This is a genomic window from Acinetobacter sp. WC-141 (genome assembly GCF_000313935.1).
Classification (GTDB): Bacteria; Pseudomonadota; Gammaproteobacteria; order Pseudomonadales; family Moraxellaceae; genus Acinetobacter.
On sequence record NZ_AMSS01000066.1, the window covers coordinates 112,456 to 125,993 of the forward strand.

At 36.6% G+C, this 13,538-nt stretch carries 11 protein-coding genes and 1 pseudogene; 6 read left to right on the forward strand and 6 right to left on the reverse strand.

Translation table 11 applies throughout. The features are described 5' to 3' along the window. Window positions 1–38: 38 nt before the first annotated feature. The 4 genes from yccS to ACINWC141_RS13645 form a co-directional block, all read right to left on the reverse strand. The gene (gene yccS, locus ACINWC141_RS13630; protein ID WP_034678649.1) at window positions 39–2,189 is read right to left on the reverse strand and encodes a YccS family putative transporter; all 2,151 of its coding nucleotides are present in this window, start codon (window positions 2,187–2,189) and stop codon (window positions 39–41) included. A gap of 203 nt (window positions 2,190–2,392) precedes the next feature. Then, window positions 2,393–2,962 carry a superoxide dismutase family protein gene (gene sodC, locus ACINWC141_RS13635; protein ID WP_081400157.1) on the reverse strand — a complete coding sequence of 190 codons (570 nt, stop codon included), beginning with the start codon at window positions 2,960–2,962 and terminating at the stop codon, window positions 2,393–2,395. A gap of 125 nt (window positions 2,963–3,087) precedes the next feature. Continuing rightward, complete coding sequence (locus ACINWC141_RS13640) at window positions 3,088–4,206, reverse strand: AI-2E family transporter (protein WP_009391928.1); 1,119 nt, start codon at window positions 4,204–4,206, stop codon at window positions 3,088–3,090. A gap of 123 nt (window positions 4,207–4,329) precedes the next feature. Beyond that, a complete protein-coding gene (locus tag ACINWC141_RS13645; protein ID WP_034678651.1) occupies window positions 4,330–4,974 on the reverse strand; it encodes a ParA family protein in 645 nt (214 codons plus the stop codon). Between the two features lie 159 nt (window positions 4,975–5,133). On the opposite strand from ACINWC141_RS13645, the gene ACINWC141_RS13650 reads away from it, so the two are divergent. Continuing rightward, entirely contained in the window at window positions 5,134–5,601 is a 468-nt protein-coding gene (locus ACINWC141_RS13650) for a Holliday junction resolvase-like protein (protein WP_009391940.1), read from the forward strand. A gap of 137 nt (window positions 5,602–5,738) precedes the next feature. Continuing rightward, complete coding sequence (locus tag ACINWC141_RS13655) at window positions 5,739–6,302, forward strand: hypothetical protein (protein WP_009391966.1); 564 nt, start codon at window positions 5,739–5,741, stop codon at window positions 6,300–6,302. Between the two features lie 51 nt (window positions 6,303–6,353). Here the strand turns inward: ACINWC141_RS13655 and ACINWC141_RS13660 are convergent, their stop codons facing one another. Together ACINWC141_RS13660 and ACINWC141_RS13665 are read right to left on the reverse strand one after the other, a co-directional pair. Next, the gene (locus tag ACINWC141_RS13660) at window positions 6,354–6,887 is read right to left on the reverse strand and encodes a hypothetical protein (protein WP_009391929.1); all 534 of its coding nucleotides are present in this window, start codon (window positions 6,885–6,887) and stop codon (window positions 6,354–6,356) included. 19 nt (window positions 6,888–6,906) lie between these two features. Continuing rightward, complete coding sequence (locus ACINWC141_RS13665) at window positions 6,907–7,701, reverse strand: class I SAM-dependent methyltransferase (RefSeq protein WP_009392014.1); 795 nt, start codon at window positions 7,699–7,701, stop codon at window positions 6,907–6,909. 127 nt (window positions 7,702–7,828) lie between these two features. Here ACINWC141_RS13665 and ACINWC141_RS13670 point away from each other — a divergent pair, with 127 nt between their 5' ends. From ACINWC141_RS13670 to ACINWC141_RS20525, 4 genes and pseudogenes are all read left to right on the forward strand, one after another. Further along, a complete protein-coding gene (locus ACINWC141_RS13670) occupies window positions 7,829–9,106 on the forward strand; it encodes a hypothetical protein (RefSeq protein ID WP_009392004.1) in 1,278 nt (425 codons plus the stop codon). A gap of 413 nt (window positions 9,107–9,519) precedes the next feature. Further along, complete coding sequence (locus ACINWC141_RS13675) at window positions 9,520–10,962, forward strand: amino acid permease (RefSeq protein ID WP_009391945.1); 1,443 nt, start codon at window positions 9,520–9,522, stop codon at window positions 10,960–10,962. A gap of 1,024 nt (window positions 10,963–11,986) precedes the next feature. Continuing rightward, a complete protein-coding gene (locus ACINWC141_RS13680) occupies window positions 11,987–13,261 on the forward strand; it encodes a Glu/Leu/Phe/Val family dehydrogenase (protein WP_004789729.1) in 1,275 nt (424 codons plus the stop codon). Window positions 13,262–13,396: 135 nt separating this feature from the next. Next, window positions 13,397–13,538, forward strand: a pseudogene (locus ACINWC141_RS20525) (hypothetical protein); the annotation flags it as partial.

A 13,538-nucleotide genomic window follows, 5' to 3' on the forward strand; every position in this document is an offset into this window, starting at 1 on the left:
AAAAATACCGGAATCGATATTCCGGTATTTTTTCAATATTAGGTAATTTCTTGCTCTAAAAGTTTGTCTTTAAGCATGAGCAATTCTGGTAATGTTTCTAACAATAAACTGATTTGTTTCAAGACCAAAGTGTATTTCTCAGCTAATTGTTCCTGAGCCGTTAAGTCTTGAATTTCTTTTAATATTTGAGAAATAAGCATCTGGTCGGGTCGGGTTTGTTCAAGTACGCTTTGGCTCAAAATTTCTTGGCAACGTAGTAATAACTGTAAAACCTGCTCTTCATCAATTTTCTGACGTTGGCTTCCTAACGCTGCCACGTAACTTAGTTGGCTGTGGCTATAAACCAGATAACGAAAAGCGTAATGAATGAGTTGAGGATTTGGATTCGGCTCAGCACTTAAACTCGAGATCATGTTAGATAGTTCGATTTGAGCATTATGGGCAGCACGACGAATTCGACGGTATTCTATATCCTGATTTTTACCATATTGATATTGCTGAGCAATCACATTGAAATAATCTAGCGTCGCTTTGCTACTTTTCTTAATATTGTTAGGAATATTGCGGAAGTTCCAGTCGGGCCAAATAAAGTTTACGGCAAGCCATGCAATCAAACAGCCTAATAAGGTATCGATTAGGCGAGGTAAAATAATGCTGTAACCTGCACCTTTTAAGTTAAAAATTAATAGCACCATGAGGGTGGCCATCAGTGTTGCTAGGGCATATTTCTTCTGGCGTAAGTAGAAAAAGCTAACTCCACAAATAATGGTAAGAATGAGTTGGCCTTCAATACTCGGTACAAAATATAAAATAGGTATTCCTAATAAAACCCCGAGTAAGGTGCCAATAGTTCTTAGTTTAAGACGGCTTTTAGTCGCAAAATAAGTGATTTGGCAAACAAATAAACTAGTCAGTAAAATCCAATAGCCATGCTGAGCAAATGGTAATAATGAAATGGCATAACCTGCTGCGAAAACGACGGCAATTCGTATGGCATGCCTAAATAGGGCTGACTGCGGCGTAAGTTGCTGCCGAAGTTTCAAAATCAGATCTGAAAATCCTTGAATATCATCATCAAGTAAATTTAAGTGTTCCTGTCTTGTTTGAGTATTATTTTCAGGGAAGGGCTGTGCATATTGTAGTTGTTCAAACTGTTCATGCATTCCTTTTAAATTATCAAAAATAAGTTTTAAGTTTTTAACTTCAAAATTTTGTGGATGCTGCTGTATCCAGTCCTTTAAAGAACTTTCTAAATGATTTAGTACGGTTTGGCTTTCTTGTGAAGGCTGATATGGTCGATTATGTAAAATACACTGTGCTAGATCTTGGCATGCTTGTGCCTGTAGGTGCAGGTTTTTCTGGAAACGGAAAATAAGATCGCTACGGCTAAAGTTCTGTTGAATACGTTCGTAATGTAAATAATTAGAGGTTGCTTGTTCGTGAATGTCTCGCGCAAAAAAATACAGATTTAACCAATAAATACTTTTATTACTAACACGTGAAGCCTTGAGCCGAGTGAGTAGGGAGCTACGTATCTGATTGAGGCTTTGAGCAACTTGTGTATTTTGTAGGGATAATTCATATAAAAGCTGTTCAACATTCTCTTTATTATCGGGATCAAACAAACGTGCTTTTGCTTGAAGTAAAACAGAAATTTCTTTAAAAATTTGTGAGAGTTTATCTTGTAAGGGAAGTGTCGGTTTAATAATAAAAAATAAAATAGAAGTGAAACCGTACCACAGAGCTCCATAAACAAAATAGGTGGGCTGCTGATACCAATGAGCATATTCGCCCAAACCGAACATGCTATAAATGGAAAGCAGAATCGTGCCAAAAGAAATCGTGGCATAACGTTGCCCTAAAGCCCCTAATAAAATGAAAAAAGCGCTCGAAAGAGAAAGATATAAAATAAAGAAAATTTTGTAAGGGGCTAAAAAGCCAAGAATAGTACTGACTGTAAAGAATAGGAGGCAGACGTAAATCAAGTTTCGTAATCGAATACTTAAGCGATCATCAAAGTCGGTTAATGCTGCTGCAATCGCACCTAAAGTTACGGGAACGATGAGTTCGTTATGGCCTAGCCAAAGCAAACCTAAAGTTGTACCTGTGAGTACAATCAAAATTTGCAGGCAATAAATTAAAATGGAGTTTGTCTTAAAACTATTAAATATTTGGGTCAGATAATTCACGGCTTTTGTTCTAAATTAGAGAATACGTGAGAAAGCAGTATGTAACTTTAAATTTTTATTACTTCAAAAATATTATTCTTTTTATCTACAAAAGTCAGTCACTTTTTAAGGTTTTATTAGGGTGAAACGAAGTTGTAACGGTCAATAAATTAACAAAATTGTGGATATCTTTTTAGATACCCACAATTTGAAAAAGACATAAATTATTTAATTACACCACATGCAATTCGTGCTCCGCCACCGCCAAGAGGAAGAGGTGAATCTGAATAATTGTCGCCACCCGCATGAATCATGATAGCTCGGCCTTGAATATCAGCAAGTTTCAATCGAGGTGCGATTACGGCAGTCGTCGCAACACCCGTATTATCGACTACTAATGCAGGTAAATCACCTAAGTGACCAGTTGTTGGAGTACCGTGATGAGGAGCTTGGTTCGGGTTATAGTGACTACCCGCAGCTAACGCAGCGCCAGGTTTCCCATCTTTCTCGGCAGGCGCACATGAGGCATTTTCATGAATATGGAAGCCGCGTGTACCACTTGGTAAGTCTGCTAGAGCTGGAGTAATAATTAAACCTTTGTCGCTATCTTGAAAGCTAATCGTACCTAATTTTTTACCAATACCAGCGGCAGTCACTTCATTTACATCAACCACTTTTTTCATATGCATTGTCGTTAATGCTTGAGCTGTATCAGACACAGTTTTTGTGACTGAACTACAGCCAACCGTAAAAAAAGCTGTAAGCGCACAGACTGCGCCAATTTTATTAAACATCTGCATGATTGGATGTCCTTATAAATATATATGATCGTTTAATTCAAACAAAGGAAGGCCTAGCCTACAAGTTAATTTAAATAGTCACTTTGTATCTTGAAACATTTTTAAATTAAATAAATATGTCACTCTTTATTGCTCGAAGATTCACTTTCAGAATCATAAATCATGGTTGTTTTTGGCATAGGTTCAGGTTCGATCGTTTCATGTAACCATTCACGCCAAATTGCCAGTAAAATAGCTAGAATTACAGGTCCAATAAATAAACCTACCAATCCGAAGCTCGCAATACCGCCTAACACACCAAACATAATTAATAGGAATGGAATTTTTGTGGCGCCAGAAATCACAAGTGGTCGAATCACATTATCTGAGCTACTCACAATCACAACACCCCAAACAACCACACCAATTGCTTCCATGGTTTGCCCTTGAGAGAACAACCATAGGCCGACGCCTAAATAGGAAATTGGTGTACCAAATGGAATTAAAGCCAATAAGAAAGTAGCAATGGTAAGTACCATTGGGTTTGGGACACCTGCTACGAAATAACTTAATCCAGCTAAAACAGCTTGAGCAATTGCAGTTAAACCCACGCCATAGACTACAGCACGAGTCGTTTCCGAGATCGTATCGAGATAATGGTGAATACGAGGGCCTATAACCATTTCTAAGGCTTTACTCACCTGAGATAAAATCATTTGACCATCACGGTAGAAGAAAAATAGACTAAATACGGCAAAGCCAAGTTTGACAATATTTTTACTAATTTCACCGAGCAGTACACGGCCATAACTTAAATGGCTTTGTACCCAAGCTGCAACATTTTGAATCGTGCTATTAGGGTCGTTATTTAGCTCATTGAGTGTACGAGAAATTTCTTTTCCAACAAAAGGAAGATCACGAATAAAATCAGGAACACTTAAATGACCTGAAAAAACCTGACGTTGTAAGTCAAAATATAAGTTGCGGCCTTCATGCTGCAAAATAAAAATAGCGCATGTAAAAGGAACACCAACAACCAAAATGACCAAACTAATCATTAGAGTTGCATTTAACGTATTACGGGTTTCTCCAAAAAAACGCTGAATTCTTAAATAAATAGGCCAAGTCATATAAGCAATGATGGCAGCCCAAAGTACAGGTACAATAAAGTATTTCAGGATATTAAATCCTAAAAAAATCAAAATAAAAAACAGCCCAAATAATAAAACGCGCTGTAAATTAGGAGCGTATGGATGCACGAAAAATATTTCTCTAATTTTCTAAATAGAATAAAGTCATATTAACTGAAAAATAATATGAGGCAAATTTTAAGGGCACATTGTAAAAAACCTTATACATCTCTTTTAAGCGGCTAAAGTCATTTAGAACCACTCTGCTTTATCTTCAATTAATTTATTTAGAACTGGTTGCCATTGGTTTTGGATACTAATAAAGTTTTTTTGAGGTTTATCAAAAACACTTAAACCTTGCATCGCTAAGCTACCATAAGCACTACGTTCAGCAATCCATGCAACTGGTTCCTGTTCAATTTTTTCAAAGAATTGTTGAATATCCTTTGAGCTGGCGCTGTTCGGTTTTACACGATTTGCAAGAAGTAAAATCTGTACTTTGCCTTTACGAATACGCTTAATATCTTGTAAATGCTTCAAAAAGCGACGAGTACTATCTATATCAAAAAATGAAGGCTGAAGTGGAGTAATAATGGCATGAGCTTCACTAATAAGTTGCTCGGCATGCTCACCTGAAAGTGCACCAGGCGCATCAATAATTAAATAATCCAGATTTTTAGGCGCATCACCAATTGATTTCTCGTGACGCCAGTCGAGGCTTTGAATCTTTGTGACGCTATCGGGGCGCTGTTTTAACCACTGTAAAGCCGATTTTTGATTGTCTGAATCTGCTAATGCTACTTTATATCCTTTTTGTGCCAATGCCGTTGCCAACGTAATGGCCGTCATGGTTTTTCCGCATCCGCCCTTTTGATTTGCAATAAGTATCGTTTTCATAAATCCAATTATTTTCAGCAGCACATTTGTTTATGTTTTATACCTTAGCATCTTTTTATGTGAAGGAGATGACCACATTTGACAAAAGTTTAAGCTGTATCGTGATTTTAGATATGATTAGATCTGTAATCTTGATTCGCGCTTTTTTAAGGAAAATTTATGTCTGTATGGCTTGCCATGCTTATTGGTGCTGGAATTGGCATCATTATCACTACTCTTATTTTATCAAACACTCGGAATGGACGAATTAAGGCTGAATATGAGCAATACATTGCTGAACTTGAACTCGAGCATCAACAAGCTCTTACTCAAGCACAAAAGAGAAGTGTAAATACAAGCCGTGCTGTGTTGAAAGGAAAGATGGCAGAACAATTCGCCCCAATTTTGCCAGAATTTCAGTATTTACCTAGCGATGCAAAATTCATGGGTGACCCGGTGGATTATATTATCTTTGACGGATATACCGATTTTCGTGATGGGGATGGTACGGCAGAAGACATTAATATTATTTTACTAGATGTAAAAAGTGGGGGGGCAAGACTCACTAAAGGCCAACAAGCAATTGCGCAAGCTGTTCAGCAAGGCAATGTTCGTTTTGAAACTTTAAGAATTCAGTTGGAAGATTAAACAAAAATTTGAATGCACAAAAATAGACGAAATTCAGCTGTATTGTTACTAAATTCCGATATTTTTTTCATGGCTTAAGACTACTATAAATTGAGGATCTTTTTAATTTGATCTAGCAATATTCGAGGTGTAACGCGATGAAAAAACAACGTTTAATGATGTGCTTGTTGGCTGCTATTGGCATGAGTTCAGCATTTGCATCGACCTCAAGTGAATATAATATTGCCAAAGGACTGAATCCTGTTGAAAAAGACCAGTCCATTTCTGTATTGCAACCTTTTCAGGGGAATTTCAGAATATTGGGTTCAAAAATATATCACAGTGATGAGCAAGCTAAATTTTCACCTATTGACTATGCTGTAAGTTGGGGATTGTTCGCACAACCTGAAATTGCACGCCATATTTCAGTAAAACAGTATGATCGTTATTTAAACTGGAAAATTCCTAAATTACCTGTTCCGGCAGAGCAAGCAATGCAGATGGTGTCTAACATGCACATCATTCCTGCAAACCCTGAAATTGCTCAGCAGATTAAACAGGTTAAACGTGGTGATCTGGTCTATCTTAAAGGTGACCTTGTCGAGATTAAGGATAAAAACCTAGTCTGGAAATCTTCACTTACGCCAACCGATACGGGTGATGGGGCTTGTGAACTATTCCGTGTGCAATCTATTCATTGGGTTGAAAAGCAAAATATATAATTTAAAAAAAGCCTTCATCAATATGAAGGCTTTTTTATTGGTCTTTCGAAATTACTTCTGTTGCGATGCTTTCCAATATTTTAATTGATTTTGCGCTTGTAAATAGTCGGCAAGATCATTGATCTGTTCATCTTTATTGGCTTGCTTATCACTATAGTGTTTTTCTTGATTTTCCCAATATTGATAAATTAGACCTTGTATATAACGGCCTTGTTCAGTTTTTAAATCTAAGTCTTTTAACATGGTCAGTGCAGAGCGCACATTATCAATAGTACGCTGTTGCTCAAACTCTGTAGTGAGGGTTCCAGCTTCATGCATTTTTGCTAATTCACTTTCCATCTCGTCACTCATTTCTGTAAAGCGACGGTCATAATCCTCTAATAGCGCAATATCGTGTGCATCATCAGTAGTGGCAGGGAACGTCTTGACAGGTCTTTCATTCAGTTTTTCTAAGACCTGATCGGTAGAGGATGTCGCCGAGTGTTGCTCAGTTTTTGCCGGCTCATCCGCTTTTTTACAAGCAGTAAGTAATAGGCTAGAGCAAAGCAAAGACATTAATATGACCTGAGGAGTTTTTTTCTTCATAACTTTCAACCAAACCTATTCACTGATTATTTAACGGGTAACGTACTTTTTGAAAGTGATATGCATATGTGACATAAGGAAAATCAATCTGATCTTGAGGACCCAGTCCGGTAAAATCATAAACAATTTTTTCAAACTGTGCTTTGAGTCGTAACTGATCTTTTTCAGTCATTGCAGCAATAAAACTCGTTGAGAGTAAACGTTTACTCACCACTTGTTCAACAGAGCCACGTTGTGACTGTATAAATGTTTGGAGGCTGTCAAATAAAAATAAATTCTGGCCTTCAAACACACGTTTCCACTTTTCACTATGATAACGAGGCGTGTCCCCTTCAAGGGGAAGTAGAAAATCAGCTAAAGCTTTGACCCAATCTGTCCGCTCATCGCGTTGATTCCAAACCAACCCTAAATGTCCTTGTGGTTTTAAGATTCTGTGCATTTCTGTTAGGGTATCGAGGTTGTCAAACCAGTGAAAAGATTGAGCACAAATAATGGCATCAATTTCATGGTCTGTTATAGGAATTGAATTGCTAAAAGCCTGTAATGTTTTGATATCAGGATAAACTTGTTGAAGCTGCTGTAACATCTCGCCAATTGGCTCAACTGCAATAACATCTGCATGTGTTTGTTTTAAGTAGGGTAAGAATTTGCCAGTACCCGATCCAAGATCGATAACAGTAGAATTTTCCTGTATTTGTAGGCAATTTTGCAGCCAACTTACTATTTCTGCGGGATAATTGGGTCTAACTTGCTGATATAGTTCAGCAGCTGAGCTGAAGCCTTTTTGAGCGGCAGGATGTAAGGATTGTGTCATATTTTGCGCTTTTTAATCTGACTGGCATCTATAAAATAAGATACTCCGCAATCATAAATTGGCAAAACACCTATTTTGTTTCATTTTTGACGTTGTATGTGGGAGTAAATTTTCTTTCGGTGTGAGCATGGATAAGCAAATTATTTTTGAAGACGAACACATTAGAGCCATTTTTTTACCCGGCGATTCTAATACATTAGTTCTCTCTTTTGGCGATTTGATTACCCGAGCGAGTGGCTTATCTATCAATGCTGAAAAGTCCCTAATTAAATACCAATACAATGTTATTGGAATAATGCCAAAACAAAAATCATGGTTTCCTCAAGCGAGCATGATTGAGCTGGCAAAAGCGATTTCGCCTATTCTTCAGGGTTTTAAAAATATTGTGGGTTATGGCGGTTCGATGGGCGGCTATGCAGCAATCAAATATTCTAATTTATTGAATATGAATCGTGTGATTGCATTTGTGCCTCAATATTCAATTGATCCTGAACAGGTTGAAGATCGACGCTATGCTGAGTTTTTCGATGCTGAAGCAAATAAAGACATGCAGATTCAGCCACAAGATGTGGATGCGGGGCGTGAATATGTCATTGTTTATGATCCTTATTTTTCGACTGACCGCGAACATTATTTAAAAATAAAAGAGCTGTTGCCAAGCTTACATACGATTCATTTGCCATTTACTGGTCATGAAGCATTATCTGTATTGGCAAGCTCAAGTTTATTGCATGATTTTATTGAACATGAATTTGACGAAATTTATTTTTATCAGCAGGTTCGCAAGGTCAAAAAGCAAAGTAAGTTTTACTTCCGTAATGTACTTGCGCATGTACTTTCGCATCATGATGACATGTTGTTAAAAATATTACGCCAAAATGATTTTCAGCTTGATGAGCGTTATTTTGATAACCCCCTTAAACAGGCTATTACTCGTAGTCTGATAAAGACACAGCAAGCAACTGAGCTAGACTTTCAAAAGTTAGGTATTAAAGTACAGCGAATTCAGGACACTGCAAATTATAACGAAGGATTACAGACCAGCTTTGGCTCAATTTTGGTGTTCAACCTCATCAATTCAAAGTTTGAGAGTTATGCTCTAGATGTTCTATTGGCAAATAAGTCTTATTTAATTCCAATTGTGGCTGAACACACTGGTGTAGTTCACATTGAATTAAATAATGAAACTTATTTGTTAGGGATGAATGATCGCAAAGTCATTAAATTGTTCAAGCGCGAAGAGCCTTTAACGTCTGACATGAGCCCATTTGTAATCAAAAAATATTCCGACTTTTTCGCAATCAGCTATAAGCAATTAAATCTATCTTGTGATGAACAAGGGATGTGTGAATTTATAGAAGGTTCAATCCAGCCGACTGAACAACTAGTCTCAATCAGCTATTAAAATTTTATAGTGGTTAAATAAAGCTCAGGCCTTTAGGTTTGGGCTTTATTTTTTGCTTAAAAAATATTTTTTCATAAACTTATTTGTATATTAATTTGAAGTTCATTATTTAAATAAATAGTGTGTTTGTTCTGCGAATACTTATTGTATTAAAAGTAGATATAGCCACTGGTGAATATAAATACTATATTTTAAAATAAATGGGTTTTATTAATATATAAATTATAGAAATAGTATCAGGTTAATTAAAATACATAAATAATGATGTTTTTTTATAAGATTATGTTTTTGTTATTTATTTTATTTAAGGAAGAGGGGGCTGCTTAAAATAAGTTCACTATTCAAAGATAATTGCATATTTATTTTTTTCTCCTAAAATGATTTTTTACTAAATTGTCGTTACAGTTTTTTATATGCAATCATTAAATTATCGGAATAATGATGCATCGCAACATGGAAGTTCTGCACCTTTGAAACGAGCAATGAGTACTCGACATTTGGTGATGATCTCCCTTGGCGGTGCCATAGGTACAGGTCTTTTTTTAGGGTCGGGTGATGTAATTTCCCAAGCTGGCCCAATTGGCGCAATTATTTCTTATTTTTTAGGCGGTTTAATTGCCTATACCGTGATGTTATGTCTTGGTGAGCTTGCGGTACATGTACCAGAATCAGGATCATTCGGTGAGTACGCTCGTCGCTATATCGGTCCGGGTACAGGCTATATGATCACTTGGCTCTATTGGTTAACTTGGACCGCGACTTTAGGAACAGAATTTACCGCAGCAGCTTTGCTGGTTCGTGAGTGGTTTCCCTCTACTTCTGTTTGGGCTTGGACGCTATGTTTTGGTGCCTTAGTTTTTTTCATTAATATTAGTTCAACGCGATTATTTGCCGAGTCAGAGTTTTGGTTGGCACTTGTGAAAGTTGTCACGATTATTTGTTTTATTGGCTTGGGTTTGTTGGCTATTTTTGGCTTTATTCCTTATCACGGACACGAAACTGCGCCGTTGTTTAGCAATTTAACCGCCCAAGGCTGGTTCCCACACGGGTTATTTCCAATTTTTACAACCATGCTGATTGTTAATTTTGCTTTTTCGGGTACAGAATTAATTGGTGTGGCAGCTGGAGAAGCAGAGAACCCAGCACAGACAGTTCCTAAAGCAATTAATGCTGCTATTTGGCGACTACTGATTTTCTTTGTCGGCACAATTGTTGTAATTAGTTCATTGTTACCATTCCAGCTTGCTGGTTTGAGTGGTAATGAAGTGAGTAATAGTCCATTTGTGACTGTGTTTAATTATATTGGTATTCCATATGCCGAAGATATTATTCGCTTTGTGATTATTACGGCTTTACTCTCTGCTGCAAATTCTGGTTTGTTTGCTGCTTCACGTATGATGTGGTCGCTTTCTGCAAAAAACCAATTACCAAAAATCTTTTCTAAACTTACACCTTCAGGAACACCTATTGTAGCTATTGTGGTCACAATGCTGGGTGCTATACCAGGTTTACTTTCAGAGCAATTTGCACCTGAAACTATTTTTAAGAATTTATTGGGTGTTGCTGCTTTCACCATGGTTGTAGTGTGGATTGCAATTTGCGTATCTCAATTCAACTTCCGTAGACAGTGGTATAAATCAGGTAAAACTGCAAAAGATTTGCGTTTTGCTGCTCCTTTATTTCCTTTGACTCCAATTGTGGGCGGTCTGTTTTGTGCTATTACCTGTATTAGTATGGTGTTTGATCCTTCGATGCAGGTGGGCTTTATCTGTTGTATTGTTTTTATTATTTTGTGCTATGCGAGCTATTTCATCTTCTATCACAAGAAAGATGTGGCGCAGAGCGAAGCAATGTAAGCTTTCACAGGCGTAGTCAAAAGGTCCCATTTGGGGCCTTTTTTATGGTCTAAAGAAAATTAAAAAAGGTTAGATTTTATATATTTTTTTTAAAAATGAATTTTTATTTTTAATCATAGAAACAAATGTTGTTTTATGAATTCACCTTTTATCGGATTTTATTAATATTTATTTATTATAAATATTTAATTAAGTCTATGTTTAGTCTTGTTATTTAATAAAGAGCTGTTTCTGGTTTTTTAGAATAGAAGAGTAGAATAGACTTTATATGGATTTATTGTGGAGATTAGATAATTTTTTAATGTTATTTTAAAAGATTAGGTGTGTTAACTTATTGTTATATAACATTTAAAATATTTGCATTTTTTATATTTATGAATATTTATTTCCTATAAGTTTTTTTTATTAGAGTTAAGGGTTTTTTAATATTTGTTGTTTTTTTATTATAAAATCTAGTTCGATTTGATTATTTTTTCTCTGCTTATTTATTTTAAAATGTTCTAAATGAGTGTGCTCTATGCTATATTTATTGGAAGATTTTATATCTATGTTGCGGCTTGATTTTAAGCAGTATGTGTAGAAATAATTAATCTGTAGGATTATTGAACAAAGTTTATTTTTAAAAAGACTAATGGAGGGATCTATCGATTAGTCAAAAATAATTTTATGGACTCATGATTTTTGTGAATCATAGTTCTTTTTAACTCCCAAACGGTTATGTCACTTCTTTTGTATTTATATTTCAGCCGGCTGGTTTTAGTGGGTTGTGGTTAGTTTTTTGCTTTTATAAAGCTCTCTTTATAAACAGCAATTTAGACAAAAGAAAACTTGTTAAAGATATCGGTATGTAAAAGTAGATCGTACTTTTAGTATCAACAAATGGAATTTAAAAAATCTGATGCTTTAGAAGAGCAAAAGATTTAGTAAATAAACTAAAGCACTGTTATTTCAGAGTTTTAGTTGCTAAATAATAAAGATTGCAGATTTATCAAATCTGAATCTATGAAGGTATATAGGAAAAAAGATGTCAGATCTTTCATATGTAAACGAACACAGCGATGCATGGCAAACTTACTTGGCACAAATTGACCGTGTTGCTCCGTACTTAGACCACTTAGCTGAGTTTATCGACACTTTAAAACGTCCAAAACGTGCACTTATTGTAGATGTGCCAATTGTAATGGACGACGGTTCTATCCAGCACTTTGAAGGTTACCGCGTACAACACAACTTGTCTCGTGGTCCTGGTAAAGGCGGTGTTCGTTACCATCCAAATGTTGATTTGAACGAAGTTATGGCGTTGTCTGCATGGATGACAATTAAAACTGCTGTTTTGAACTTGCCATTTGGCGGTGCGAAAGGTGGTATTCGTGTTGATCCACGTAAATTGTCAAATCGTGAATTAGAGCGTTTGACTCGTCGTTATACGACTGAAATCGGTCACATTATCGGGCCTCAAAAAGATATCCCTGCTCCAGACGTTGGTACAAATGCCAATATCATGGGTTGGATGATGGATACTTATTCTACTAGCCAAGGTTACACGGTAACTGGTGTTGTAACTGGTAAACCAGTTCACTTAGGTGGTTCTTTAGGTCGTGTAAAAGCGACTGGTCGTGGTGTATTCGTTACAGGTCGTGAAGTAGCTGCAAAAATCAATTTACCAATTGAAGGTGCGAAAATCGCTATTCAAGGTTTTGGTAACGTAGGTAGTGAAGCTGCTTTCTTGTTTGTTGAATCAAAAGCGAAAGTTACACACGTTCAAGACCATACAGGCACTATTTTCAATGCGGATGGTATTGATCTTGAAGCTTTACGTGATCACGTAAATGCAAATCAAGGCGGTATTGGCGGCTTCGCTGGCGCGCAATCAATTGCTGATGAAGATTTCTGGACAGCAGAAGTTGACATTATTGTTCCTGCTGCATTGGAAGGTCAAATCACTGTTGAGCGTGCTCAAAAACTTAAAGCTAAGTTGATTTTAGAAGGCGCAAACGGCCCGACTTATCCTAAAGCTGAAGACGTATTAGTTGAGCGTGGCATTGTTGTAGTACCTGACGTGGTATGTAACGCCGGCGGTGTAACTGTAAGTTACTTCGAATGGGTTCAAGACATGGCGAGCTACTTCTGGACTGAAGAAGAAATCAATGAGCGTTTAGACAAATTGATGGTTCAAGCTATGGATGACGTTTGGAACACAGCGAATAGCAACGCTTGTACTTTACGTACAGCAGCTTACATCTTGGCATGTGAGCGTATTTTAAAAGCTCGTAAAGAGCGTGGTATTTTCCCAGGCTAATCTGCGGAAATTACTTTTAGGAAAAGTGGTCTGAGCAAATATTAAGGATGTTATAGGGTTATTTGTTCAGCCCCTTTTTCTGAATTATTCAAATTTAAGTGTTATCGAATATATTAAATAAATACTGAGGTAAGCATGGAACAGCCAATTTCTGTAACTCGAAGCAACTTTAACGACTGGATGGTTCCAGTTTTTGCACCGGCAAATTTCATTCCGGTACGTGGTGAAGGTTCACGTATTTGGGATCAAGAAAATAAAGAATATATTGATTTTGCAG

Coding starts and splice junctions, on each gene's coding strand:
- sodC (WP_081400157.1), bottom strand. CDS start 2,962: ATGTTTAATAAAATTGGCGCAGTCTGTGCGCTTACAGCTTTTTTTACG.
- ACINWC141_RS13645 (WP_034678651.1), bottom strand. CDS start 4,974: ATGAAAACGATACTTATTGCAAATCAAAAGGGCGGATGCGGAAAAACC.
- ACINWC141_RS13650 (WP_009391940.1), top strand. CDS start 5,134: ATGTCTGTATGGCTTGCCATGCTTATTGGTGCTGGAATTGGCATCATT.
- ACINWC141_RS13655 (WP_009391966.1), top strand. CDS start 5,739: ATGAAAAAACAACGTTTAATGATGTGCTTGTTGGCTGCTATTGGCATG.
- ACINWC141_RS13660 (WP_009391929.1), bottom strand. CDS start 6,887: ATGAAGAAAAAAACTCCTCAGGTCATATTAATGTCTTTGCTTTGCTCT.
- ACINWC141_RS13665 (WP_009392014.1), bottom strand. CDS start 7,701: ATGACACAATCCTTACATCCTGCCGCTCAAAAAGGCTTCAGCTCAGCT.
- ACINWC141_RS13670 (WP_009392004.1), top strand. CDS start 7,829: ATGGATAAGCAAATTATTTTTGAAGACGAACACATTAGAGCCATTTTT.
- ACINWC141_RS13675 (WP_009391945.1), top strand. CDS start 9,520: ATGCAATCATTAAATTATCGGAATAATGATGCATCGCAACATGGAAGT.
- ACINWC141_RS13680 (WP_004789729.1), top strand. CDS start 11,987: ATGTCAGATCTTTCATATGTAAACGAACACAGCGATGCATGGCAAACT.